The organism is Bradyrhizobium arachidis (genome assembly GCF_024758505.1).
GTDB classification, from domain to species: domain Bacteria; phylum Pseudomonadota; class Alphaproteobacteria; order Rhizobiales; family Xanthobacteraceae; genus Bradyrhizobium; species Bradyrhizobium manausense_C.
Genome location: NZ_CP077970.1, coordinates 7,034,809 through 7,058,899 on the forward strand (window position 1 = coordinate 7,034,809; position 24,091 = coordinate 7,058,899).

Genomic DNA, 24,091 nt, shown 5'->3' on the forward strand with positions numbered 1-24,091 from the left:
AAATGCCCGATAGCTTTTGAGCCATCGGGCAAGTCCAGGGAGGAAACGCCCATGGGAAGGGCCTCGGGACGGCGCGAGCGCCGAATTAGAAACGTCACAATCTCTTTCATCAGACACGCCTCCTTCTACCGGATCCAATCGATCGCGTATTTCGCAGGAGTCGCACAATTCTAAAAAAACACGATGCCGTATGCGGTGACGAGTTGAAGGTGGCGGAAGAATAAAGTCGACGGCATCCTTAGCCGACGGCGGTCTACGGTGTACCTGCATGCGACCGTCGGACCTTCGATCAAGCGACGAAATCAGAAACGAGGATATTGAATCCTGTGGGATCTTCCAGGTAGGGAAGATGGCCGCAGGCCGGCAGCCGCACTACTTGACTGTTCGTTAGACCGTGATGAAGTTCTTCAATGCAATAGGACGGGACGAACCCGTCCTCTTCTCCACGGACCAGAAGCGCCGGACAGGAGACATCCTTTAGTTCGGGACGCTGGTCGTAGGTGATCAGCTCCCGAAAGATCGACTGTATATGCTCCGGATCGATTGCATCGAGGGACTTCAGGAATCCGCGGACGATCGCTGGCCGGTTGGCAACACCCATACTGTCGAGCAACTGGTTGGCCCACGACCTCGCGCCATCTTTCTGCGCCAGGATATCGTAGAGCGCTAACCGCTTCGCCTCGTCGTCAGGCGCCAGATGCATGAACGCACTGACGACAATGATGCGATCGACGCGCATCGGCCGCCTGGCGGCGAGCGCGAGGCCAGCGCGCGCACCTTTCGAAAGGCCACAAATCACAGTAGAAGATAGGCCAACATGTTCGAGCAGCCCTTCGATGACGTGCCAGTAACTACGAAAGCCCACGTCGCGGCCTTCGGACTGACCGTGGCCGGGAAAATCGAGACTCAACACTCGACGCGTGCGCGCGAAAAAGCGACGTTGGTTCAGCCAGTTGTCGGCGTTGCCGCCGAGGCCATGAAGAAACACAAGTGCAGGGCCGGAGCCCTCGTCCACAAAATGGATTCGCCGGTCATTCCACACGAAGAACATCTTCTTTGTACCGTCCGCGGCTGAGGCCCAGGGCAGGAAATTATTGGGGCCCTCACACTGTCCAGGTCGCGCTGTTGACGCTTGCTTTTCCTAGCAAGGCGACCGTTGAACGAGTGAAGATTGATCACCGTTCTCTCATGTGTTCCGTTGCCGATCTCTTCCATCTCGTCGCTCGCCGACACCTTGAATTCAATTCGCGTTCCGTCGACCTTGATCACCTCGGCTTCGGCACGAGCATCATAACCTACGGGCGTCGCGGCAAGATGCCGTGCATTTATCGCGGTACCGACAGCGCTCTCACCAATATCGAGGAAAGGCCTTATGGCGTTGAGGGCGGCATTCTCCATGATCAGGATCATCACTGGGGTGGCCAACACCTGCGACAACACCGATTGGCGAGATGCTCCGGCAGTACGCGCAGCGTGAACGTTCCTTTTGTTCCCAGTGGTATCTGGCGCATTTAGTCATCCTCCATGTCTGGCGTCCCGCGTGCGCGCAAGGAAAACCGTGGAGTGGCAACATCGTGCAGTCAGACAGTCATACCTGCGACCGACATGATCGCACGCAAAACCAACGCAAATGCTCCGAGAGCGGCGACGCTTGCCGCCCAGATCAATATTAACCAGCCAACGCGGCTCAGCCATTTCCGGCTATCGGAAAGAGACCGGCCTGTCATCAATGATAACCCTCACCCGTCCTCACCTTGCCGCGAAAGACATAATAGGACCAAGCGGTGTAGCCGAGAATGAATGGGATAATGAAGAGTGCACCCACCAAGGTGAAGCCCATACTTTGAGGAGGCGCGGCCGCGTCCCAGATGGAAATCGACGGCGGGATGATATTCGGCCACAGACTGATGGCGAGACCGCTATAGCCCAGGAATAAGAGGAACAGCGCGAACAGGAACGGCGCTGAATGGCTGTCCCGCCGAAGCGTGCGCAGGATCGCCCACGTGGACAACAGCACGAGTATAGGAACGGGTGCGAAGAAGACAATGTTCGGCAGGGAGAACCAGCGCGCGGCTACGGCTGGATGTGCCAACGGTGTCCAAAGGCTGACGATCGCGATCATCGCCAGCATGGCCATTGTCACTGGCTGCGCGAGTAATCTCATGCGGTGCTGCAGCGCGCCTTCGGTTTTCATAACCAGCCACGTCGAGCCGAGCAGCGCATAGGCCACAACAAGCCCGAGACCCGTGAAAAGACTAAACGGAGTCAACCAGTCAAGACCACCGCCTGAGTAAGCGCCGTCGGCCACCTTGAAGCCGTTGATGAAAGCACCGATCGCGAAACCCTGCGATAGGGTCGCGACATATGAACCCAAGGCAAAGGCCTTGTCCCAGAACGGCTTGTGCGCCTCGTCCGCCTTAAACCGGAATTCGAACGCAACGCCGCGCCAGATCAACCCGCCGAGCATCAGGACGATCGGCAGATAGAGCGCGCTCAAGATCACGGAATAAGCGAGTGGGAACACAGCCAACAACGCCGCGCCGCCCAAGACCAACCAGGTCTCGTTGCCGTCCCATACTGGGGCGACGCTATTGACCATCGTATCGCGGTCATGGCGGTCGTGAACGAACGGGAATAAAATGCCGATCCCGAGATCAAAGCCATCCATGATCACGTACATCATCAGTCCAAAGCCGATGATGATGGCCCAGATCAAAGGAAGATCGATGCCCATACTGCTCACTCCTTCCCAGTCGGGGTTTCTCCAACGCCCGGATCGAACAAGTCCGGCACTGCTGAAAGCGGTCGCGCCGGCCGCCTGTTCTGCGCATCGCTTTCATCGCGCGCATCCTTGGAGCCAGGTTCTTCCGGACCTTTGGCAACCAGCTTCAGCATATAGCTGACGCCGGTCCCGAACACAGCAAAGTACATAACGAGGATCACGATCAGGGTTGTGGAGAGCGCAAGCGCGGAATGATTCGAGACAGCATCCTTCGTTCGCATGACGCCGTACACCACCCACGGCTGCCGACCGATCTCGGTCGTGTACCAACCTGTGAGAATGGCGATCAAGCCTGAAGGTCCCATCATGACGGCGAAACGCAGGAACAGTTTTGAGCGAAACAAGCGCTGGTGCCAGCGCAGCCACAAGCTCCACATGCCCAACAATAGCATGAGCGCTCCCAAGCCGACCATGACGCGGAAGCTCCAGAAAACAATGGTAGAGTCCGGCCGATCCTCTGGGGCAAATTCCTTCAGGCCGGGGATCCGCCCATTCCAATCATGGGTCAGGATCAGACTCCCGAGATAGGGGATCTCGACGCCGTAGCGGGTCGTTTCAGATGCCATGTCCGGCCAGCCGAAGAGGATGAGTGGAACGGTCGCACCCGGCTTGTTTTCCCAGTGTCCTTCGACCGCAGCGATCTTCGCGGGCTGATGCTTGAGTGTATTGAGACCAAGCGCATCGCCAATGGCGATCTGCAGCGGAGCAACGACGAGCACCATCCACATCGCCATCGAAAGCATGGTCCGAGCCGTCCGCGTATGGCGCCGTTTCAATAGATGCCAGGCTCCCGACGCCCCTACAAACAGCGCAGTCGCGAGGTACGCCGCCACGACCATATGTGAAAGCCTGTAAGGATAGGATGGATTGAAGATCACCTTCAACCAATCCACCGGCACAACTCGACCGTTGATGATCTCGAATCCGTCGGGTGTATGCATCCAGCTATTTGAAGCTACAATCCAACTCGCCGAAATCAGCGTGCCGGTCGCCACCATGACGGTTGCGAAGAAGTGCAGTCCCGGTCCGACCTTATTCCATCCGAACAGAGCAACACCGAGAAAACCGGCCTCGAGGAAGAAGGCGGTGAGTACTTCGTAGGTGAGTAGCGGACCAGTAATGCTGCCCGCGAAAGCCGAAAAATAGCTCCAATTCGTACCGAATTGATAAGCCATGACGAGGCCGGAGACGACGCCCATGGCAAAATTCACCGCGAATATCTTCGACCAGAAATGATAGAGGTCGCGGTAGACGGTATCGTTCGACCAGAGCCAGAGGCCCTCGAGAACGGCGAGATAGCTCGCCAGCCCGATCGTGATCGCTGGAAAGACAATATGAAACGAGACCGTGAAGCCGAACTGGATGCGTGCCAATTCGAGCGCCGTTAATCCTAACATCTTGCTCTCTTTCAGGCGCCTTATCTCGGCGCTTCGGGCTTTGTCTATTTGCCCCGGGCGATGATGCAGGGCGTTCATGTGAGCCGCCGATGGCTCTATTTCCTTTGAGATTTCGTCACCCAGGCCACTCGAGGAGGCGGCGCTGCGGCACCGGAAATATGCGCAATCTCTCCGCTTCTGTCTTTCGAGAGACACGACGAATTGAGAAAAAGAACGATCCACCTCTCGCAGTGTGTTGCGGAACAGCGGTCCGAAGAGAACTACGACGCCTCAGGGTCATTTCGATCAATTCTACGTTCGATTTCGTAATCGGGTTCACATTCGAAAGATGGATGCCGAAAAATATTCCATGTTCCAGCGACGCCAAGTGAACCAAAGGTTCTGGTCGCGTGGTTTCATACTCTAAATGCACAGGAGATTGTCTTGAGAGCGATTACATCGTCTGGGCATTCAATCGCAAAAGAGCGATTGCTGTTGCGAGAAATCACATACAGCATCAACAACAAGTGTGCGTCCGTTACACAAGCAGACAAGTCTTACGGCGAGGCCAGTGTTTTCCCCTTACCGCCAAATCGGCGGTCGTACGAGAGGATGGGTTCCTACGTTTTCGGAACCTTTGCTTCATTTGTGGCGCGAGGACGCGTGCTCCGAACTCTATTTGCGACTGCGCTACTCGGCACCAGCTTGGCTCCCACCTTGGGAGCGGAGCTGATCTCCCCACTCGATGGCTTTCAGACCGCGCTGGAGCGAGTGGCGGTTAGCATTTATTACGAGCCGACTCATGCTGAACACCGAGTCGTAATAACGGCCGGAACGGAAGAGCCGGGCAGCGTTATTCGGTTTGTATCTAATCTGGCTCCGGGCCAAGGTGTTGTCGTATCCGTGCCGCGCGGGGCGGGCCAGCCAGCGCGAGAGCTTTACCTGCACCGGGTTGGTAATCAGCTTGAGCTGGAGCGCTCGTCCAACAATGATTGACCAGTGATCTGTCTCGAGCCCGGCACTGCGAGGCCCATGACCTTGAGAGCGCGATCGAAGCCTCTGCCCCGGCCGTCGGTAATGAGACGCTGATTTTACCATTGTTGAACGGAATCCGACACCTTGAGTGTTGGACAGACGAGCCAGGGCCCCCACTCAATCACGACGTAACCTGTCTCAAATTGTCTGACGATCAACGATCCAATCAAACCTTGAGGAATCTCGAATGGCCCTACGCTTGGACTACACAACCATCGCAGCGGCCGGCGCAAAGGCGCTCGGTGGCGTCTACGGCTACATCGTACAGTCGGGCCTGCCCGGACCGCTGGTGAACCTGGTTTATCTGCGCGTTTCGCAGATCAATGGCTGTGCCTATTGCATCGACATGCACTCGCGTGACCTGATCAAAGAAGGCCTTGCCATCGAAAAACTGGTGCTGGTCCAGGCCTGGCGCGATGCCGGTGGCCTATTTGACACACGCGAACGCGCTGCGCTCGCCTGGACCGAAACCGTCACCCGCGTTGCTGACACCACCGTGCCGGAGGCCGAGTTCCAGGCCGCCTCAGCTGTGTTCTCCGAGAAGGAGCTGGCCGATCTGACAATCGCGATCGGCCTGATGAACACCTACAATCGGTTGGCCACCGGATTTCGGATTCCGCCGGCGGCGGCAAAGGACGCCTGAGGAAGCAATTTGGGCCAACTGTCATGTGCAAGTTTGCCAGCGTTCAGGATTTCGAAAAAAGGAGGCTGCGCATTAAACTTTCTACGCAAACTCCTGTTCCGGAAGATCTTTCTCCGGCGACTATTCAGGGTCTACATCCTGTCAAGATTCAAGGCGGACAACGTCCATGAGCGACACGACAAATCCTCCGAGCCGCAAGCCCTCGAATTCCAATTTTTCGTCGGGCCCATGCGCAAAGCGTCCCGGCTGGACGCTTCCTGCGCTGGAGGGAGCCGTCCTGGGACGCTCGCATCGCTCGAGACCGGCAAAGGCGAAGCTGAAAGAAGCGATCGAACTCACGCGGTCGGTGTTGGGAATTCCCGCCGACTACCGCATCGGCATTGTTCCGGGCTCGGATACCGGCGCGGTGGAAATGGCGCTGTGGGGACTTCTGGGCCCGCGCGGGGTCGATCTCCTCGCTTGGGACAGCTTTGGGCAGGACTGGGTGACCGACGTTACGTCGCAACTGAAGCTTGATGACCGGCGGGTGTTTCAGGCGCCCTACGGAGAATTGCCGGATCTCAGCCAGACCGATGCTGATCGCGACATCATCTTCACGTGGAACGGCACCACGTCCGGAGTCCGTGTGCCTGACGCGGACTGGATCTCGGACTCTCGCAAGGGATTGACGATTTGCGATGCGACCTCGGCAGCCTTCGCAATGAAATTGCCGTGGCAAAAACTCGATGTCACGACCTGGTCCTGGCAGAAAGTGCTGGGCGGTGAGGGAGCGCACGGGATCATCGTGCTCAGTCCCCGTGCGCTCACCCGTCTCGTCGATCACACGCCGCGTTGGCCGATGCCCAAAATATTTCGAATGGTCGCGCGCGGGGCTGTCAACGAGGGTATTTTCGAAGGCGAGACCATCAACACGCCATCGATGCTGGTCGTGGAAGATGCGATCGACGGTCTTAAATGGGCTCAATCGATCGGCGGTCTGCCAGCCCTCGTCGAGCGTTGTGAAGGCAACCTCGCGTTGGTCACGGAGTGGCAGCGTAAAAGCTCATGGTGCGATTTCCTCGCCGTCCAGCCGGAGATCCGATCATGTACTTCCATCTGCCTCAAGATTGGCGATCCGCAAATCGCCTACGAGGAGCAGGCACATTTCGTCAAGAAAATGGTGGATCTTCTGGACAGGAATGGCGTCGCCTACGACATTGCCGCATATCGAAGTGCACCGCCCGGTCTGCGGATCTGGGCGGGAGCAACAGTGATGAAAGATGATCTTTCCATTCTGCTGGAATGGCTTGACTTCGCCTACAGCGAAGCACGGCGAGGGAATTCTCATGCTTGATGTGTGTTGACGTATCCCCGGTCGGAGCGCCATCCTAGTCCCGAACGCATCGCGCCTTCGTATGTTTAACGACAAAGCCACGCCATCGTCACGACCGACCCATTTGGCGTCGATGAGGCCGCGCCCCACGCCGTTCGGATTTCGCTCGGCGCCGCGAGCAGTCAGTGCGAATCGTGAGAGCGTTGGAAGTCGTCGCTGCCGCATTGAAATCGTCGGTCGCGCGAACCCGCGTCGTCTAGGCCCGCCAATACAAACCCAGCGGAAACGCTTGAGCGCCTCACGTGCCATAGACTTGCGTTAATCTCAGCAACGTTGCGCCGTTGTCTAACCGGCGGGCGCGCTTTTCCCGCGCGGCTGTACGGACGCGATCCCGACAATATGCTCCGAGGCCGGTTGGCTGCCGACAGCGTAATGCCTATCTCCGTCTTTGCAAACGCGACTGAACGTTTCCATTCGCGCCTGAGATTTATATGTGCCCGCGCGTACCTTCTTCGGTCGCGCGACGTAGGTGCTACTATGTCTGACAAAGATCGTCGCTCAATTTCTTGCGTAAAGCCCGCCAAGGAAGATGGCACTTGGAGCGGACCGAATTGCCGGACGCCGCGGCTTCAGTTTGGCCCCAGTTCGTTGCGTCTGCTGCTTTCAGGATCAGCCGTCCTGCTGGTGGGCTGCTCCGACAAGAGTCAGAGCTTCCTGACGCCAAGCGGGCCCGTCTCCGCCCTCGAGTATCATCATTTGTGGCTGATCACGCTGGTCACGCTGATCGTCGTGGCGCCGGTGATCGTGGGCGTGCCGCTTCTGGCCTGGCACTATCGATACGGCAACACCCGTGCGCGCTACGCCCCACACTGGGACTTTTCGTCCGCGCTGGAATGGCCGATGTGGCTCGTCCCCGTCGCGATCGTCGTCGTTCTTTCCCTGTATTTGTGGAGCTACACCCACGAGCTTGACCCCTATCGCGCGCTCGCCGCGGACAAACCCCCGCTGCGCGTTGAGGTCGTCGGGCTCGACTGGAAATGGCTGTTCATCTACCCCGATTACGGCATTGCCACAGTGGGCGAGATGGCTTTTCCGCAGGAGCGCCCGGTGTCCATGAAGCTGACCACCGACACGGTGATGCAATCGTTCATGATCCCGGCGCTCGGCGGGCAAATCTACGCGATGCCGGGGATGGTCACACAACTGAATCTGAAAGCTAACCGAACTGGCGATTTCGAGGGGATGAACACCCAGTACAACGGCGACGGTTTTCACGCGCAGCACTTCCAGGCTGTTGCAATGACGTCGCAGGACTTCGACAGCTGGGTCAAAGCCGTACGGCAAAACACCGTGGCACTGAATGGGGCGAACTACAGGATTTTGGCTGAGAGTTCGACGCCGGCCGAGGTCCAAAAGCAGTTCGGCGAGGCCGCGATGCCAAAGGACGTCACGTTCTTCAACGAGGTCGTCCCCAAGCTTTTCGCAACAATCGTGAGCCGCTATCACACCGGCAAATCGGTTTCCCCATCTGAGCAGCCCGGTACGGCCGCCTACAATGCCAAGGTGGCAAGCAAGTGAGACCGCCGAAATGTCACATGGCTTCTGTAGTCTGATATTTGGACGACTCGATGTCGAATCGCTCGACTTTCTGAAGGCGTTCTTTCATCCGGGGTTGAACGACATCATCCTGTCAGGTGCGGCTTGGGTGGTGATCGTTGGTGCGGCCGTCACGGCGGCGCTGCTGACCTGGTTCCGACTCTGGGGTCCCATGTGGTCGAAATGGCTGATCAGCGTCGATCACAAGCGCATCGGTGTGATGTATATCGTGCTCGCGCTGATCATGCTGGTACGGGGCGCGCTTGAGGGCGTGGTGATGCGTGCCCAGCAGGCCGACGGACTGCATGGCGGATTCCTTTCCGCCGACCACTTCGCCCAGCTCTTTTCGACACACGGCACCATCATGATCTTTTTCATGGCGATGCCGTTCCTCACCGGGTTGATCAACATCGTCGTCCCGCTGCAGATCGGCGCGCGAGATGTCAGCTTTCCGATGTTGAATTCGCTCAGCCTCGGCCTGACCGTTTCCGGCGCCATGCTGGTGATGATCTCGCTCGTCATCGGCGATTTCTCGACCGGCGGCTGGAGCGCCTATCCGCCCTACACGGAGCCCAATTTCCAGCCCGGCGTTGGGCCCGACTACTGGATATGGGCAGTAACGCTGGCCGGATTGGGCTCGACGCTCACCGGGATCAACTTTGTCGTCACGATTTTCAAGGAACGGGCGCCGGGAATGAGCTTTCTTCGGATGCCCATATTCACCTGGAACGCGCTCTGCACCTCGCTGTTGCTGGTGTTCGCGATGCCACCGCTGACCGTGGCGGCGTTGATGCTGGCAGCCGACCGCTACCTCGGTTTCCATTTCTTCACCAACGCCCTCGGCGGCAACATGATGAACTATGCCAACCTGTTTTGGCAGTTCGGCCATCCCGAGGTCTATATCCTCGTCCTGCCATCCTTCGGCATCTATGGCGAGGTCATCTCGACCTACTCGGGAAAGCGACTTTACGGCTACGTCACATTGGTGATCGCCACCATGGCAATCGGCTTCCTGTCGTTTGGCGTGTGGCTGCATCACTTCTTCACGATGGGGCAGGATGCCGACGTCAATGCCGTCTTCGGCATCGCCACAATGCTCATCGGCATTCCGACGGGTGTCAAAGTCTATGATTGGATGGCCACCATGTTCCGCGGCCGGATCCGCTTCAGCGTACCGATGGTCTATGCGCTGGCTTTCATGGTGCTGTTCGTTCTTGGTGGGCTGACAGGTATCCTGCTTGCCAACCCGCCCGTTGATTTCCAGGTCCACAATACGCTCTTCCTTGTCGCGCATTTCCATAACATGCTGATTCCCGGCACGCTGTTTGGATTGTTCGCGGGTTACACCTACTGGTTTCCGAAGGTATTCGGTTTTCGGCTCAACGACCGCTGGGGCTATATCGCAGCCTTTAACTGGATCGTCGGCTTTGTCCTGTCTTTCATGCCGCTTTATGCCGTCGGACTGATGGGTTTGACGCGGCGTGCCGTGTCGTATACCAACCCGGCCTTTGAGCCATGGCTCCACGTCGCCGGCGTCGGCGCAATCTTCATTACAGCCGCCCTCGTCAGCATGTGTGTGCAGCTTTATGTGTCGATCCGCGATCGAGAACTGACGCGAGACATCGGCGGCGATCCATGGGACGCGCGGACGCTGGAATGGGCGACGCCGTCGCCGGTGCCGGCCTATAACTTTCCCGTCATCCCCCATATCCACGCACTCGAAGCGTTCGCCGTGGCGAAGGGAGCAGGACTTGGCTACCAGGAGCCCGTCTCCTATTCGGATATCCACCTGCCCGGCGACACATATATCGGCGTGATCACGGCCGTGTTTGGCACGGCGCTGGGCGTCGGCCTGGTCTGGTACATGTGGTGGCTTGCGTGGCTCGCCTTTGCGGTGATTGCTGTGTCGCTAATAGCGCGTGCCGTGCTGGGCGATCGTCACCCCGTGACGATCCCCGCTGCCGAGATCAAGCGGAAATACAGGGCCTGGCTTGAGGTGGTGCGGGCGACCGCGCCCGTCACTCGCGCCCTTGAGTGGGATTACAGAAACCACGGCGTTGCCGCCGCTGAATACACAAAGGAGGCCGCGGAATGAACATAGTTGTCCGTCCCCACGGCTTGACTTGGGTCGCAGGTCACGACCACGACCATGATCGCATCGCGACCACTCTGTCAGGCTTTTGGCTATTCATGATGAGCGATCTCATCATCTTCGGCCTGATGTTCGCCACCTACGTGACGATGCTGACTCCGGAGTCTTTTGCCGGCGGACCGACACCAAAGGAGCTGTTTGAACTCCCTGGAGCCGCGATGGAGACGGCGGCGCTTTTGACCAGCACCTTCACGTTCGGCATGGCGTCGCTGGCCATCAAATATGACCGCGGCCTCAGCAAAGTGATGCTCTGGCTTCTCGTAACCTTGGCGCTCGGTGTGGTGTTCTTGGCGCTCGAAGCTCGCGAATTCACCTATATGCTGGCCGAGGGTGCCGTGCCTCAGCGGTCAGGCTTTCTGTCAGCCTTTTTCGGTCTGGTCCCGCTGCATGGTACCCATGTGACTGCCGGCGTGATCTGGCTCGTGATAATGCTTATAGAACTCAACCGAACAGGCCTGACCGGTCCTGCCAGTTCGCGCATCGCCCGCCTCGCTCTGTTCTGGCACTTTCTTGATCTAATATGGGTCGGGATTTTCTCGGTCGTCTACCTGGGAGGGATCGCGTGATGTCTGCCCCGAAAACCCGAAGTCGCGAACAAGCCTATCGTCACGACCTGCGCGGATATCAAACCGGCTTCTTCCTGGCGGCGCTCCTGACGATTATCCCCTTCGCCCTGGTGGCCTCAGGAACGTTTTCGACCATTGCCACTATGTGGGTGATCGGCGTTCTGGGATTGGTCCAGATCGTCGTGCATGTGCGTTATTTCTTGCACGTGGATCTGAGCCGTCAACGGCGCGAAGAGTTGTACCTGATGTTATTCTCGGCGGCGTTAGTAACGCTTATGATTGCCGGTATGCTCTGGATGCTTTTCAACCAGCATACTCGAATGATGTAGGAAGCTATCGAGGGAAGACTTCGCCGGTCTTGACAAGCGCTTCGGCTCGCGACTCATGCGAGATTGCTTAGCTCACATGGGCCAATAACTTCCTGACGAGATTTGGTTTCGAGAGCACTGAAGAGCCGCCTAAGATCGCTATGGGCATGCCTTCGCCACAAGCTACACCGTGCTCCGGAGGGATATCTGCGGTTGAGCGGCACTATTCCGCTTTTTAGAAAGCACAAGGCGAATCCCCTCGAATTCATACACTCTCGCGGTCATCTTCCGGACAAGCATTCACCGATCGTGACGCGCCTCCGATGAACGGCCGGGCGTCCTAATCGCGCAGTTGACGTGTTCGCGTCGTCCTGCCGTGGGAATTTTGGAAATTACCTAATGAGGCAAGTTCGCGCTACTTGGAGGCCAATAAGACGGCAGCCAAGGAAAGCGCTAGTAGAGGAGGATTGTTTGCGCCGCCTCCACGCCGCTCGCCAGCGCCGCCTCGACCGTACCCATGTCTTTCCCACGGTAAAGGGCTTCGCCGGAGAAGAACACCGATCCACCATAGGGGCTTGAAAGCACCGATTGCGCCGCGCGCGTTTCGGTCGTTGCATACGAATACGCCCCGCGAGCGAAAGGATCATACACCCAATTGATCGCGCGTGCCGCCACCAAAGTCCGCCCCAATTGCTCAGGAGCAAGACCGAAAACGTCGGCCAGCGAGGTGAGCCCGGCTTCGATCAATTCCTGCTCGTTGAGGTCGGCCATCGCGGCTGTTTTCGGCCCTCCACACCAGCCCGTGAGTACGGGAAAGTCAGCGGGATACTGGGTCCACCATACCGGAATCCTTGCTTCCGAAAGCAGAAACGTCAGATCGGCGAGATGCTTTCGCTCGTCGAGCCACCAGCGAGTCTGGAATCGCATCAGAATCTTTATGACGTTGCCGAACCCGATATCCGCGGCTGCTGCGGCCCGCTCGCGTTCCGTCGGAGGAAGCGAAATATCCTTGAGAAGCGGGAGCGGCACGGTGAGAACTACGGCATCGCATTCATGAGCGTCGCCGTTGGTGCAGCGAACTAGAGCTCCAGGTCCGGTCGACGCGATCGCATTCGCCACTGCGCCGAGGTGGATCGCCACGCCATGGCTGCGGCATCCCGCGACAAGAAAATCGATGAGGCGTCCGTATCCACCGGCGATACGAACTTGCGTTCTTCGCCCCTCACCCATCCATTCGTCCCGAAGCGCCAACATACTGCGCTCGTTCCGGATCGGCAGCATCGTAGCCCTCCACCATCCGTTCGACGGACCGCCGCAGGTGGTCGTGTTCGGCGCCTGCAAAGTGCCGCCGCAGAAATTCGGCGACTGTCAGGTCGTCGTCGAGTTCCTTTAGCGCCGTCTGGAGGTTGGCCTCATAGATCTCTAGAGAACCTTTTGTCGACAGTTTGCCGTCCATGACGGTTCGCTGCGTCCCTTCGATCGGCAGCAGCGAAATTCGCGCTTCGCGCAGCAAGCTACGCGTAACTGGCGCCTCGCCATGGACAAATTCCGCGCCGCCTTCCGCCGGGTAGCCGAACTGGGCCGACGAAAGCGGATAGATGCGGCCTCCGCATCTATCCCGCGCCTCCAGTAATGTCACTCTCTTGCCCGCGCGTCCGAGCTCGCGCGCGGTCATCAACCCTGCGGCGCCTGCGCCGATGACGACGATGTGGGTTGGACTCGACCTAACCATCGGCGATTATCGAACCGCTTCCGGCGCCGGTTCAGCATTCTGGATCCGGTAACGAAGGAGCAACGCACCACCATCCAGGGGCCTACTGCTCTCCAACGCCATCGCCGTGACGGGCGCGCGTCGTTCGGTCTCCCTCTCCGTCGAGTCGAAGACGCTCGGGGCCCCTTTCGCGCCGTCCACTGCGGGACAAAGGATTAAGTTAATCTCGTCGACGAGTCCCGCGCGCAGGAAAGCGCCGTTGGATCCACCCCCTCCTTCGAGCAGGAGACGCTTCACGCCAAGTTCGCGGTTGAGAACCCCCAAAGCAAGGGTAAGATCGAGCTGCGACTGTCCGGCAAAGAAGTACGACACGCCTTCGCTGCGCAGGCCAGCCAGGTGTGCGTCCGAAACGGCTTCCGTAAGCACGACCACGATCGGATCGCCGCCGATATCCGAGCGACCCCATGCGATCTTACCGCGGGCGTCCAGCACCACGCCGTACGCCTTCGCGTCGCGATTCGCGAACCAAGGCTCCCGCGGAAAGCTTGCTTGCGTGACCGTTGGATACGGCTTCCCCTTGGCAAACTCTTGCCCGGTGACACGACCGATCAGCCAAGCGTCCCCGCCGAGTTCGTCGTGTACCTGTTCGAATAGCGCGGCACCTGTCCCCTTGGGCCGCCAGCGACTATGGAGGGTTCGACCGTCAACGCTGGACGCCATGAGGCAGATGACGTTCGGCTTCATGGAGACCCTCGCATCTCAAGCACAACACTGCTCAACGCTGACCATCTCTAAATCACGCAACGGACTTCCGCTCAATGTCCGAGGGTCAACGCTCGTAATAGCGAGGATCACAGCCACTTTGACACATCGTTACGGACGAAATGTCGCAGTTGCTCGATCAGCGAGACAGGCTCCGGATCGACGCAGATCGAGTGCCGGTGCTCGGGTGGAAGGAATTTGCATTTCACCATATGGTCGATGAAGGCCAGGAACGGCTGGTAGAAGTCGGCAACGTTCAGCAGTCCGACCGGTTTGTCGATCTCCGAAAGCTGGTTCATGGCCCAGACCTCCATCATCTCCTCCACCGTCCCGATGCCGCCCGGCATCGCAATGAAGGCGTCGGCGAGTTCGGCCATCCGCTCCTTTCGGGTTCGCAAGGTGGCGACGATCTCGCTGCGGTGGAGTTTCGGGTGCGTATGACCGCGCTTTTGCAATTGCTCGGTTATCACGCCATGCGCCGTGCCGCCGGCCTCGATCAAAGCATCGGCGACCACGCCCATCAGGCCTTTCATCGTGCCGCCATAGACCAGCGTGATATTGGCGTCCGCCAGCGCCCGTCCCAGCTGCCGCGCGCCGTTGGCATAGGCGTCGGAATTACCGAAGTTCGAGCCGCAGAACACGGCGAGGCTGGCGATGGAACGTGGCATGGCTCAAACTCCGAACTTTTGCTTGGTCTTGTGCTTATCCGCCGTAAGCATCGTGCGCAAATTCAACCAAGTGAAAAAATGAATCCCTTTGGCGAAAGCTCAGATGTGCGGCTTGTAGCATCATCAAAACCGAATCCGCGGTGAGTCGGCGATGCCGGGGGCGAGCTCCCGGGCCGCGGGATCGAGAGGTGCGATGGCTTTCGGTGTCGGAAGGGTTGCGATCGAGCCGTTTCTTTCGCCGACGCGCGGCACGCAGTCGGATGACGTTTGCGGACCGTAAACGACGTCACCTAAGCGCTTCACAAAATAGGCGAAGCGCAGATGAAGCCAGCCACCGCCACCCTTGCGTGCTTCGGCATCGCGGATCGTCATCGTGACGGTCATACCCGAAACGAGCGGGACTCCGGGCGGTACATCGGTAATCCGCACGCGCACCGGCACACGTTGCGCCAGGCGTACCCAAGTATAGACCGGATCGACGCTTGGCAGGCCCTGCGTGCTCGGGGCTGCATTGGATACACTGATGCCGCGGGTCACACTCTCGACCCGCCCTAGGATCGGATTGCGATAGCCCATTAGTACTGCCTCGGCGCCGTTCCCGACGCAGACATGAGCCATCTTGGTTTCCTCAAAATAGCCATTGATCCAATAGCTGTCGGCATCGATCACCGAGATATTGGTCGAGCCTGCCCGAGCATAGTCACCCACGCGCATCAGAAGATTGGTGACATAGCCGTTCACGGGACTGCGCACCTGGGTCCGTTTAAGGTTGATGTCGGCCTGGGCGACCTGCTGCTGGGCGGCGTCGAAAGCGGCTTGCGCCTGGGTAGCGTTGCCGGCAAATATCTGCTGCTCCTCCGGTGTAGTGGCAAGATTCGAAAGGCGCATGCGGCGCTCGGCCTGGATCCGCTTGACCTGCAAATCGGCGTCTTTCTGGCGCAATTGCGCTTGGCTCGTGTCGAGCGCAACCTTGAAATCGAAGGGGTCGATCACGTAAAGCACGTCGCCCTGCCGGACGAACTGGTTGTCGACGACGCGAACTTCCGTGATCTGCCCTGACACCTGAGGCGCAATGCTCGCTACCTGCACGCGGATGCTGCCATCTCTCGTCCACGGTGCGGCGACATAGGAGTCCCAGATGACCAGCGTCGCCAGTCCGGCGAGCGCGACGATAAGCAGGGTCGCCGCTCTCCTTAGCGCTCCTAGAGCGAAACGATGCATAGAACTTGGGCCGCCGGTCCGTCCCTCTTTCAGTGCTGGCCGTGGGTCGACGCGCAAATCCCCTTGGGCAGCGATGGGCTGCTCCTCGCCCGCCACGGGGCGGACGCTACTCACGGGTTCCTCAGCTGCCGTTGCCCGGGGATCGGCGATGCTGGACGTCGTTCGGCCATCTGAGATGGAGTTCGGCGATTGCAAGGATCCCTCCCGTTAGAACAGTGTAATTAGCAATGCGAGAACCAAGACGTAGAGGCTCAGCTCCGCGACCGGCGGGTGGCTGAAGGCGCGATCGAAGGCGACGAGGTGCAGCAAGGAACGCAGCACCGCGAAGATCGCAAAAGCGGCACCCGCGTAAAGCACGAAAGGCGCGATAAGCACCCCACCGATGACCAATTCGGGGAAGCCGTGCATCATGAGGTATTGGACCTGTGTGAATCGAGGCCGAAAGCGGTGGTGTCGATCAGGAAGGCGACCCAGATTAAATCCAGGCTGGCCGCGCGAGCTACTACCCGATCATCATCGCCAAACGCAGTCGCCGCGCTCGCGAGATCGGCGGCGGCTTGGCGAATGCCACGAGGATCACGGGCGGCCAGAGCCGAGTAGGCATTACCAATCAAGTGCTCGCCCGCTCGCGCGGAGAGCCTGGCCGACGTTGTCCGAACCCGTCGCACTGCCGCCGCGCATCCGAAGATATCCAGGGCCTGACGGAGGTCATCGCGGCGTGCATCTCCGGGCGCGGGCTTTAGCGCGGCCAATTGCCCAATGCGATCGGCGTCGCGGAACAGGGCCTCGTCATCCAGGCGCCGGGAGCAACCACCGCCTAGAAGCGCGCGTAGCTCCGCTTGTGCAGACTTCAGGTACCAGTGCCGACGAAGCGCATCAGACGTTGGGAGGACGGTTCGGAGAAGGACGAACAGCAGGATGACCGATACGATCGCTATCAAGCTGGAGGACAGGTACGACGCTGGGTCATACTGCTGCGGATTCGTTGGCGAAAGCATCACGGGAAAGAAAACCAGCGCTAGGAACGCGATCAATACTAGTCTCGCATTGGACGTCGTGCACAGGAGAGCGGCGGCAAGGACGCTTGGTGCCATGCCGATCGCCAGAAGGGGAAATTGGTCGACGCCGTCCAAGATCAGAAACTCGGTGACGCCCGCAAGCAGAACAGCAATCGACATGGCGACAACGGCGGCTGCGGCAAGGCCACCTGGGTTGGCAGTGTTGGCGCTCAACGCTATGATCACTCCCACCAAAACAACGCCCAGTGACGCGGACGGCCAGCCGCCGAGGGAAAATAGAGCTGCGGAGATCAGCACCGCCAGAAACGCGCGCAGTCCGTTTCGTACCGCCGCACGGCGCGAGCGGTAGATGGGCGCATTAATACAATGTGCAGGGTGACGACCCGCCTGGAGAGCTTCCATGGCGTCCTTCGCTTTCCGGTCCTCGACGAGCAATTCTAGAACGTAACGGACGAAAAGCGCACCGTGCGGCTCGGGAAGATCAAGTTGCGCGTGCTGCAGGCGAAGCTGCAAGGCAGGGCTCTGCTCCTCCAGACCATCGGCGAGAGCCTCCCCAAGCTCTCTGCGAAGAGATGACAATTTCGTGGCTGGTAAGGATGCCAACGAGCCCACGGCGCTAACCTCACTGACCAACGCTACGGCGGCGCTCCGAGCTGCCGCGCGTCGCGCCAATCCATCGCTCGATTCAGCGCCGAGCGCCTCGATGTCAGGACGAAGCGCAGTGATTTCGCGCAGCAGATTTGCTGATCGGATCGGTTCGCCGCTCTCCCCGTCGAGGATGGCGAGTGCAAAGGCACGTACGCGCTGATGGGTGGCCGCGAGCTTGGCGGACAGACTCGAATGCAAGCTCGGTGCGCCAAATATGTCGCTGACCAAGGCGAGCGCGGCAACTCCTACCACAATAGCCGCGCCGCGGTTGACCCCAGTGAGGAAAACGTTCTGAGGCGAGTCAATCTGGGTCACGGCGACCAGAGCAACCGTATAGCCGGACAAGACCGCGCCGTAGGCCCTGCCACCATCCAAAAGCCCGGCGACATAGACGCAGAGCCCGAGCCACGCCGCGAAGCCGATCGTGAACAGCTCGCGATTCTGCGGGGCCAACCCAGCAATCACAAACGACGCGATAACTCCAATGCCGGTGGCGAGGACTCGGTACATAGCTCTTTGATAGGCCTCCCCCCGCGTCGGTTGCGCGAGAATGCCGACGGTGGCCGCGGCGGAAGATGCGCTATCGAGCTGCAGCCAGAAAGCCGCGTACAGCGCCGTCATCATGGCGAGCCACATCCGGACTGCAAATCCCCACGCAGGGATCGAAAACCCGGCGATGGTGAGCTTCCAACGATCACGGTTCGCGGTAGTCATGGCTACACTTTCCTCCGATGAAGACGCGCGATGAAATCTCACCCAAAGCTTCAGGGAGTTCTGCCTTCGGGATAGCGGTCATGTTGCAGATCGATATTTTGGTTCTTTGTTTCGAGGTAATTGGCACCACTCAAGTCTGTTGGTCGACGCTATGAGACCGCACGACAAAGCTGCGAAAATGGTCTTCGATAGCTTGATCTGCCCTGTTCCGGGCCTCAACCACAGCGTCCGGACCAAGGGCTGTTCCTTCAATGGAGAAAACGGTCAGATCATGCAGTCCGATGATGCCTAGGATGGCTTTTAGATACGGAGTAAGAAAATCCGGCTGACGCGCGCGCTCCCCGGAGTATCTGCCGCCCGAGGACACGGCGACAAAAACTGGGCGGTCGCGTAACCTGCCTACATAGCCTTCCTTGGTGGAATCGAACGTTCGACGGACTCGAACGATGTGATCGATCCACGCCTTCAGTACGGAGGGCACGGTGAAGTTATGCATGGGAGTCCCAATGACCAGGAAATCCGCACTCTCTAGCTCCTGAATAAGCTCTTCAGATTGGGACATGGAACCCTTAGGAAATATTTCTGCGAAGGATTGTCGTGTAGCCCCAAGCGCAGTCGCGTAGCTTTCATCGATGTGCGATATCGCGCCGTCACCGATCACTCGATTTGCGAGCTTTGCCGTTGGCTCTCTCTTGAGCAGAACTTCGATGATTTTCTGAGATATCCTGTAGCTCTCGGAGGCTTGTCCGCGAGGGCTGCAACTAACATGCAGGATTTTCATCATCCACCTGTTCTCGCTTCTTGCACATGCCGGCGCTCATTCCTGCCGCACCCCCTGAATGGCAAAACTCTCGCATCATAGCGCTAACGGAAGCGCTTCCCATCCAACGCTCGCAATCCGCAAGCGGCTCTGGATTCCCATTGACTGCCGTTCCTTAAGGGGACGCAGATGGACACAGTGCCTCTCACCGACACTTGGCTCTAAGCTGAAGATGAATCTATTGCACCATGGTGTAGTCGGCACTTTGGGATCTGTAGGCGCGCCGTCATGCTAGGCAGCCGCAGAGATCACCCGGCCACTGATCCATCGGCTGTTCGCCTACTGGACTTCCGACGATGATCGACCACCTCGCCAAGCACAGTTGTAGTTTCGCCCGCAGGAGCACGGTCTGCAGTACTTTCGAGGCGTAGTCGTCACGGCCAGCGATAGGGTCCGCACCAAATAGGCGCGACATCTGACCAAGACGAAGCTTCATGGCCATTTCCGCCAAATCGACGAGGGACTGAGCCAGCATTCTGCGCATCACCCGACCTCGTTGCGCTTTCACCGTAGTCTCGCTCATGCTTCGGTCGAACGCATCCTGCTTGTTCAACAGACCGGTGATCTACAGCGCCATCACCTCTCCGCTCGCCCGATACCTTGGTGTCGGTTCAGCAGCGCTTCGACTCCTACTGCCACGAAGGCACCCTCCCCTATAACAGTCGACCGACAATGGATTTCGCCTGTAACGTGCCGCACTTTTGGCTATGAGCGAACGCCCGTTGCGCGGGTATGAGCAGATCGGTCGCACGTTTAAACCCACCAGATGCAAGTCCTCCACGACGCCTTGGTGCAATGGATTCACCTTTGGATCCGCGTAATCAGAAATTTGAGGATGAGCCGCCGCCATTCCGTGCCGGGAAGTTTCGACCCCTCATTGAACAACACAACCCATCTCGGCGGAGCCGCCCCATGAATCATGGTGAATTTGACTACGTTGTCGTCGGCGCCGGTTCTGCCGGGTGCGCGTTGGGTTCTCGCCTCACAGAGGATCCGAACGTTAGGTTTGTCTGCTAGAAGGCGGCGGGCGGGACACGTCAACCACACGAGCGCGAAGGCGCCGGGCACTTGCACCATCACGATGAATGCTTGTGTAGGGATCGTTTGACGCGGCTGTCAACCAGGCGGCCACGGCACACTCCACACTCTGTGCCCAGCTGTTCTTGGGAGTCGACCGGAATGACCGTCACGGCTCGATCACCGTCGCGTGTTCAGTCGCGCGGTTCGTGGAATCGACTTTTTGCGCCCCGATGCTTCCGCTTCTTGTATTTTCGCTCCGTGGGTGATCATTGGAATGTGTGATAGATTTGATGCAATTCGCGTGCCTCCGTGAGATCGCCCGTTTCAAACCCTTCCGTGAACATGGACCGGATGATGGTGAGGAACGACAGGATCGATGGAAACCAGCGATGCAGCTGGATAAAGAACCAGCGATCATAGTTCGTGAGCCGGACCCGACCATGTAGCCGCCGCCGCAAGACAATTAACTGATGTCGAAGCACCGCGTTCTTACTTCAGCCGCAATTTCGACTTGAATGGCGAGGTCAGGACGGCCAGCACGAAACACACAGCAGCCCGATCATTCCGCCAGCTTAGGCGCTTCCATCACGTCATCGACCGGGATGAGGTTTGGTACACACAAGCGTCCGTCGCTATGATCGCGACCGCGGCGCATGCGGTAAAACGAGCATAATACTTTTCCTGTTGTGTTAGGCGGTAAACAATAGAGCCTCAGTTTCGATTTCCATAAAGATTCGTCCGACCGAGCCAACGGGACCGTAGAAGTCGGCCGATTCCGCCCGTTCCAGATCGACAAAAAGGCGGCTGGCCCATGTGGCTAAATGCGTTTCGAAGAATTCACGGTCGGACCCAACCGGACCATCGATATCTCCGCTGATCAGCCCCGCCATAATCTCACAAAGAACTGCAATGTGATCCTCGGGCTCGGAATCCATCGTCCGCTCGATGTGGAGAAGCTGAAAGGTTTCACGCAGTCTCGCTAGCGGGCGGCCATACAAGGAGCCGGTCAGGTAATAAGAGGCGTACGGCAGCAGCAGCCCTTGCCCGAGGCCGAGGAACAAATCGAAGTATTCGCGGCGCACGCTTGCTTCGTTGGATCGGCCCGCGGCTTCACCGAGAGCCGCATGGGCTGTTCCCAACGGGGTTGCATTGCGCCGCAGCAAGGCGAGACGGCCAACCAGTAGGGTATCAGGAGCGCGTGAGAGCAAGGTGGCCAATAGTGCGTATTCCCGCGCACGGGCGCGATCGATCTCATCGGCCGCGCGCTTCAGCCGCGCTCGACGAGAGACGAGCTTTTCTGGCGCCGTCATTTCTCGTTCCCCCGCCCCTCTTCACGACGCGCTAGTTCAGGCGGCTGACGACGCCGCTTGACGAACGGCCGCTCGACGTGGTGCATGGCGATGAATCGGCTGACGCTATCCGCGATGTCCCGAGGCATTGGTACCGTCTCGACGAGATTGCTCCCGGCATCCGTGAGTCCCTCGCCCTCCGCTGGATCGACGGTCACTGTGAGAAGCTCATAGGGTGGCTCTGATCCCGTGGATCGCAATGCCACCCACAGTTTGGGTTCCCCGGATAAGAGGTTGTCGCGGTAATAGGTTGTTTCCGTTCGATGCAATTCGATCACGGCGTCACCGGCGTAAAACAACATCCGCTCCGGTTGCGTATCGAGCGGCGTCCAGGGATCAGCTGAAGGTTTGCCGGCGAGCACGCAGACCGGCCGCCACAGAAACTCGACCCAAATGCTGTTCGCCCGGCGCCGTTCAATCACGACCCCTACCGGAATGCTCACAAGTGCTGTCGATCTCAACTCAAAATCTCCTCGCGAAAAATGATCGGCAGGCTAGTCACGAGGTACTGCGGTTCTCATTCGCCAGACTCCGCGGCCCGCTCGAACACAAACGAATGAGATCTCGAGTTGAATGGTCCGCAATAGCTTCACGCCTGTGACTCTCGATTGGCTGCCTCGGCACGCTCTCGCAAATAGTCCTCCGTGGTGCGCTTCCGTCGACCAGGGGCGCCATAAGGATCGAAATTCTCTTGCGAGACGGCGGCGACCCGGCAGTTCTCGCACATCTTGATGAGGTCCAAGCGGCGCGATGAACCCGGGTACATCCAGTGGCTGCCTTCAAGTCTCGTCACCACGCGTTCGATGGTACTCTTGATCCCGAACGGCTTGTTGCAGTGGATGCAGCAAAATGGCTCTTCCTCTTTGAGCACGCGCGCAGGGGCCCTGGCTGCACGAAAATCGATCTGGGGCTTCAGGGTGATGACATGCTCGGGACAGGTTGCCTGGCACAGTCCGCATTGCACGCACGCATCTTCGACAAAGCGGAGCATTGGCCGCTCCGGATCATCCCGCAGCGCACCGGTTGGACACGACGATACGCAGGAAAGGCAGAGCGTGCAGCCGTTGACGTCGACCTCCACCGTCCCGAACGGCGCTCCTTTGGGAAGCGCGATGACATCGACGGGTGCGGGAGCCGCTCGATGGAGCTCGCTCAGCGCGAAGCGCAACACATCGCGCTTGCCCCCGGTCGCCCGAAAGGTCGCCGGACGCGGAGCCGCAGGCATCGAGACAGTCTCGCGCAACACGCGACTCAGTACATCCGGATCGTCCGTCTCAATCGTTGCTACGCGTAACGCGTCGAAGCCAAGTCCTGCCAGAATGGGCTCTGCAAATGAGAGGGTCCGCCTCAATCCCGACACGTCGTGGCGCGGTTTGGCACGAAGCAGGAATCGCATTCCGGACGCGCCATAGGCAAAGGCCGCCGCGACATTCTCGAGCCCGACCTGGGTGACCTCATTGACGGCGAGCGGTAGCACATGTGCCGGCAAACCCTCGCCAAACCGCGTCAGCGCATCGATCATCGGCGCGCCGTGCACGTCATCATGAACCAAGACGATCGGATCGACCCCGCCAGCTTCGCGATAGGCAAGCAGCATGGCTCGCAGCTTTCGCATCAGCGCATCTTGCGGCGGCATCGCATAGGAAGCCGCACCGGTTGGACAAGCGGCCGCGCATTGCCCGCAACCGGCACAGATATTCGGATCGATCGCCACGTGAGCGCCCGCTGGCGTGATGGCGCCCGCCGGGCAGAGGTCTAGACAACGCGTGCAACCTACGATCCCCGAGCGCGAATGCGCGCACCGCGACGGGTCGAACGCGATGTAACGGGGCTTTTCGAAAGCGCCTGTGAGATCGCGCGCCTTGAGCACCGCCTCCAGCACCGCGGCGCGGCTACGCGGATCGGCACGCAGATAGCCGTCGCGAAGGTCATCCGCAGTGAACAGTGGCGATCCGCCGGAAAGATCGAGGATGATGTCGCAACGCGACCGCGCGCCATCGCGCGAAGGCCCGAAGAGCAATGTGTCACCCGACGGCACAGTTTGTGCGAACTCATCGATAGTGAGATCAAAAGTGCCGAGATGGCCCTTGGCAATTGCGATCTTTCCTTTCGCCACCGGGAAATCGGTTGCTCCAGGAGAAACGATCGAGGCGGCTGGCCTCATCAGGACAGTAACGTCGAGATGATCCTTAAGCAGCTCTCCGGCGTCGACCGCGGTCTCGTCCCGTCCATACACAAGGACAACACCGGCACTCTCGACCTGAACGAAAGGCACATCCGGCATCGGCACAGCCGCCGCCGCCTGCAGTGCAGCCTTCTTTGGCGCTTCATCTTGGATCAGACCATCTTTAAATACACCTAGCATGCCTCGGTTGCCTTTCGGGCCATG

General features: G+C 59.0%; 23 protein-coding genes and 1 pseudogene. 7 read left to right on the plus strand and 17 right to left on the minus strand.

Going from position 1 to position 24,091, the window contains the following annotated elements; genetic code table 11:
- Nucleotides 1-289: 289 nt before the first annotated feature.
- The 5 genes from KUF59_RS32660 to KUF59_RS32675 form a co-directional block, all read right to left on the minus strand.
- Nucleotides 290-1,051, minus strand: coding sequence for an alpha/beta fold hydrolase (locus KUF59_RS32660; RefSeq protein WP_258767456.1), 762 nt, complete (start codon nucleotides 1,049-1,051; stop codon nucleotides 290-292).
- On the minus strand, nucleotides 946-1,440 hold the full coding sequence (locus KUF59_RS44420) for a thioesterase family protein (RefSeq protein WP_408918044.1): 495 nt from the start codon (nucleotides 1,438-1,440) through the stop codon (nucleotides 946-948). Before KUF59_RS44420 ends, KUF59_RS32660 begins: the two co-directional genes overlap by 106 nt.
- Nucleotides 1,441-1,580: 140 nt before the next feature.
- Nucleotides 1,581-1,727: a DUF2474 domain-containing protein gene (locus KUF59_RS44425; protein ID WP_408918045.1), complete on the minus strand. Its 147-nt coding sequence runs from the start codon at nucleotides 1,725-1,727 to the stop codon at nucleotides 1,581-1,583.
- Nucleotides 1,727-2,734 (minus strand): cytochrome d ubiquinol oxidase subunit II, encoded by a 1,008-nt coding sequence (gene cydB, locus KUF59_RS32670; RefSeq protein ID WP_258767458.1) that lies wholly within the window; start codon nucleotides 2,732-2,734, stop codon nucleotides 1,727-1,729. Before cydB ends, KUF59_RS44425 begins: the two co-directional genes overlap by 1 nt.
- 5 nt (nucleotides 2,735-2,739) lie before the next feature.
- Nucleotides 2,740-4,179 carry a cytochrome ubiquinol oxidase subunit I gene (locus tag KUF59_RS32675; RefSeq protein ID WP_258770051.1) on the minus strand — a complete coding sequence of 480 codons (1,440 nt, stop codon included), beginning with the start codon at nucleotides 4,177-4,179 and terminating at the stop codon, nucleotides 2,740-2,742.
- Between the two features lie 1,201 nt (nucleotides 4,180-5,380).
- Here KUF59_RS32675 and KUF59_RS32685 point away from each other — a divergent pair.
- The 6 genes from KUF59_RS32685 to KUF59_RS32710 all read left to right on the plus strand — a co-directional run bounded on the left by KUF59_RS32685 (nucleotide 5,381) and on the right by KUF59_RS32710 (nucleotide 11,791).
- Nucleotides 5,381-5,836 carry a carboxymuconolactone decarboxylase family protein gene (locus KUF59_RS32685; protein WP_258767459.1) on the plus strand — a complete coding sequence of 152 codons (456 nt, stop codon included), beginning with the start codon at nucleotides 5,381-5,383 and terminating at the stop codon, nucleotides 5,834-5,836.
- A 166-nt stretch (nucleotides 5,837-6,002) separates the two neighbouring features.
- Nucleotides 6,003-7,169 (plus strand): phosphoserine transaminase, encoded by a 1,167-nt coding sequence (locus tag KUF59_RS32690; protein ID WP_258767460.1) that lies wholly within the window; start codon nucleotides 6,003-6,005, stop codon nucleotides 7,167-7,169.
- 516 nt (nucleotides 7,170-7,685) lie between these two features.
- Entirely contained in the window at nucleotides 7,686-8,726 is a 1,041-nt protein-coding gene (locus KUF59_RS32695) for a cytochrome ubiquinol oxidase subunit II family protein (RefSeq protein WP_258767461.1), read from the plus strand.
- 10 nt (nucleotides 8,727-8,736) lie between these two features.
- A complete protein-coding gene (locus KUF59_RS32700; protein WP_258767462.1) occupies nucleotides 8,737-10,839 on the plus strand; it encodes a cbb3-type cytochrome c oxidase subunit I in 2,103 nt (700 codons plus the stop codon).
- On the plus strand, nucleotides 10,836-11,462 hold the full coding sequence (locus KUF59_RS32705; RefSeq protein WP_258767463.1) for a cytochrome c oxidase subunit 3: 627 nt from the start codon (nucleotides 10,836-10,838) through the stop codon (nucleotides 11,460-11,462). Before KUF59_RS32700 ends, KUF59_RS32705 begins: the two co-directional genes overlap by 4 nt.
- A complete protein-coding gene (locus tag KUF59_RS32710) occupies nucleotides 11,462-11,791 on the plus strand; it encodes a cytochrome o ubiquinol oxidase subunit IV (protein WP_258767464.1) in 330 nt (109 codons plus the stop codon). The genes KUF59_RS32705 and KUF59_RS32710 overlap by 1 nt, the downstream gene beginning before the upstream one ends.
- Nucleotides 11,792-12,223: 432 nt before the next feature.
- On the opposite strand, the gene KUF59_RS44125 is transcribed toward KUF59_RS32710, so the two are convergent.
- The 9 genes from KUF59_RS44125 to KUF59_RS32750 all read right to left on the minus strand — a co-directional run bounded on the left by KUF59_RS44125 (nucleotide 12,224) and on the right by KUF59_RS32750 (nucleotide 19,886).
- Nucleotides 12,224-13,051, minus strand: a complete 828-nt coding sequence (locus tag KUF59_RS44125) for a flavin monoamine oxidase family protein (RefSeq protein ID WP_309500884.1) — start codon at nucleotides 13,049-13,051, stop codon at nucleotides 12,224-12,226.
- Complete coding sequence (locus KUF59_RS44130) at nucleotides 12,993-13,445, minus strand: FAD-dependent oxidoreductase (protein WP_309500885.1); 453 nt, start codon at nucleotides 13,443-13,445, stop codon at nucleotides 12,993-12,995. Before KUF59_RS44130 ends, KUF59_RS44125 begins: the two co-directional genes overlap by 59 nt.
- A gap of 63 nt (nucleotides 13,446-13,508) precedes the next feature.
- Nucleotides 13,509-14,225, minus strand: a complete 717-nt coding sequence (locus KUF59_RS32720; protein WP_258767465.1) for a RibD family protein — start codon at nucleotides 14,223-14,225, stop codon at nucleotides 13,509-13,511.
- A 107-nt stretch (nucleotides 14,226-14,332) separates the two neighbouring features.
- Complete coding sequence (locus KUF59_RS32725) at nucleotides 14,333-14,911, minus strand: LOG family protein (protein WP_258767466.1); 579 nt, start codon at nucleotides 14,909-14,911, stop codon at nucleotides 14,333-14,335.
- 123 nt (nucleotides 14,912-15,034) lie between these two features.
- The gene (locus KUF59_RS32730; protein WP_408918046.1) at nucleotides 15,035-16,327 is read right to left on the minus strand and encodes an HlyD family secretion protein; all 1,293 of its coding nucleotides are present in this window, start codon (nucleotides 16,325-16,327) and stop codon (nucleotides 15,035-15,037) included.
- Nucleotides 16,328-16,339: 12 nt separating this feature from the next.
- On the minus strand, nucleotides 16,340-16,543 hold the full coding sequence (locus KUF59_RS32735; RefSeq protein WP_258767467.1) for a DUF1656 domain-containing protein: 204 nt from the start codon (nucleotides 16,541-16,543) through the stop codon (nucleotides 16,340-16,342).
- Nucleotides 16,540-18,513: an FUSC family protein gene (locus KUF59_RS32740; RefSeq protein WP_258767468.1), complete on the minus strand. Its 1,974-nt coding sequence runs from the start codon at nucleotides 18,511-18,513 to the stop codon at nucleotides 16,540-16,542. Before KUF59_RS32740 ends, KUF59_RS32735 begins: the two co-directional genes overlap by 4 nt.
- A gap of 130 nt (nucleotides 18,514-18,643) precedes the next feature.
- The gene (locus KUF59_RS32745; RefSeq protein ID WP_258767469.1) at nucleotides 18,644-19,297 is read right to left on the minus strand and encodes an FMN-dependent NADH-azoreductase; all 654 of its coding nucleotides are present in this window, start codon (nucleotides 19,295-19,297) and stop codon (nucleotides 18,644-18,646) included.
- 262 nt (nucleotides 19,298-19,559) lie between these two features.
- Nucleotides 19,560-19,886, minus strand: coding sequence for a response regulator transcription factor (locus KUF59_RS32750; RefSeq protein WP_258767470.1), 327 nt, complete (start codon nucleotides 19,884-19,886; stop codon nucleotides 19,560-19,562).
- Between the two features lie 359 nt (nucleotides 19,887-20,245).
- On the opposite strand from KUF59_RS32750, the pseudogene KUF59_RS44430 reads away from it, so the two are divergent.
- Nucleotides 20,246-20,367 (plus strand): annotated as a pseudogene (locus KUF59_RS44430) (lycopene cyclase family protein); the annotation flags it as partial.
- 675 nt (nucleotides 20,368-21,042) lie between these two features.
- Here the strand turns inward: KUF59_RS44430 and KUF59_RS32755 are convergent.
- From KUF59_RS32755 to KUF59_RS32765, 3 genes are all read right to left on the minus strand, one after another.
- Nucleotides 21,043-21,663 (minus strand): TorD/DmsD family molecular chaperone, encoded by a 621-nt coding sequence (locus tag KUF59_RS32755; RefSeq protein WP_258767471.1) that lies wholly within the window; start codon nucleotides 21,661-21,663, stop codon nucleotides 21,043-21,045.
- Nucleotides 21,660-22,163, minus strand: a complete 504-nt coding sequence (locus KUF59_RS32760) for a DUF3305 domain-containing protein (protein WP_258767472.1) — start codon at nucleotides 22,161-22,163, stop codon at nucleotides 21,660-21,662. Before KUF59_RS32760 ends, KUF59_RS32755 begins: the two co-directional genes overlap by 4 nt.
- 128 nt (nucleotides 22,164-22,291) lie before the next feature.
- The gene (locus KUF59_RS32765; protein ID WP_258767473.1) at nucleotides 22,292-24,067 is read right to left on the minus strand and encodes a 4Fe-4S dicluster domain-containing protein; all 1,776 of its coding nucleotides are present in this window, start codon (nucleotides 24,065-24,067) and stop codon (nucleotides 22,292-22,294) included.
- Nucleotides 24,068-24,091: the final 24 nt, after the last annotated feature.

Coding starts and splice junctions, on each gene's coding strand:
- KUF59_RS32685 (WP_258767459.1), top strand. CDS start 5,381: ATGGCCCTACGCTTGGACTACACAACCATCGCAGCGGCCGGCGCAAAG.
- cydB (WP_258767458.1), bottom strand. CDS start 2,734: ATGGGCATCGATCTTCCTTTGATCTGGGCCATCATCATCGGCTTTGGA.
- KUF59_RS32675 (WP_258770051.1), bottom strand. CDS start 4,179: ATGTTAGGATTAACGGCGCTCGAATTGGCACGCATCCAGTTCGGCTTC.
- KUF59_RS32735 (WP_258767467.1), bottom strand. CDS start 16,543: ATGATGCACGGCTTCCCCGAATTGGTCATCGGTGGGGTGCTTATCGCG.
- KUF59_RS32710 (WP_258767464.1), top strand. CDS start 11,462: ATGTCTGCCCCGAAAACCCGAAGTCGCGAACAAGCCTATCGTCACGAC.
- KUF59_RS44125 (WP_309500884.1), bottom strand. CDS start 13,051: ATGCTGCCGATCCGGAACGAGCGCAGTATGTTGGCGCTTCGGGACGAA.
- KUF59_RS32745 (WP_258767469.1), bottom strand. CDS start 19,297: ATGATGAAAATCCTGCATGTTAGTTGCAGCCCTCGCGGACAAGCCTCC.
- KUF59_RS32700 (WP_258767462.1), top strand. CDS start 8,737: ATGTCACATGGCTTCTGTAGTCTGATATTTGGACGACTCGATGTCGAA.
- KUF59_RS32695 (WP_258767461.1), top strand. CDS start 7,686: ATGTCTGACAAAGATCGTCGCTCAATTTCTTGCGTAAAGCCCGCCAAG.
- KUF59_RS32725 (WP_258767466.1), bottom strand. CDS start 14,911: ATGCCACGTTCCATCGCCAGCCTCGCCGTGTTCTGCGGCTCGAACTTC.
- KUF59_RS32660 (WP_258767456.1), bottom strand. CDS start 1,051: ATGTTCTTCGTGTGGAATGACCGGCGAATCCATTTTGTGGACGAGGGC.
- KUF59_RS32740 (WP_258767468.1), bottom strand. CDS start 18,513: ATGACTACCGCGAACCGTGATCGTTGGAAGCTCACCATCGCCGGGTTT.
- KUF59_RS32755 (WP_258767471.1), bottom strand. CDS start 21,663: ATGACGGCGCCAGAAAAGCTCGTCTCTCGTCGAGCGCGGCTGAAGCGC.
- KUF59_RS44425 (WP_408918045.1), bottom strand. CDS start 1,727: ATGACAGGCCGGTCTCTTTCCGATAGCCGGAAATGGCTGAGCCGCGTT.
- KUF59_RS32720 (WP_258767465.1), bottom strand. CDS start 14,225: ATGAAGCCGAACGTCATCTGCCTCATGGCGTCCAGCGTTGACGGTCGA.
- KUF59_RS32690 (WP_258767460.1), top strand. CDS start 6,003: ATGAGCGACACGACAAATCCTCCGAGCCGCAAGCCCTCGAATTCCAAT.
- KUF59_RS32705 (WP_258767463.1), top strand. CDS start 10,836: ATGAACATAGTTGTCCGTCCCCACGGCTTGACTTGGGTCGCAGGTCAC.
- KUF59_RS44130 (WP_309500885.1), bottom strand. CDS start 13,445: ATGACCGCGCGCGAGCTCGGACGCGCGGGCAAGAGAGTGACATTACTG.
- KUF59_RS32765 (WP_258767473.1), bottom strand. CDS start 24,067: ATGCTAGGTGTATTTAAAGATGGTCTGATCCAAGATGAAGCGCCAAAG.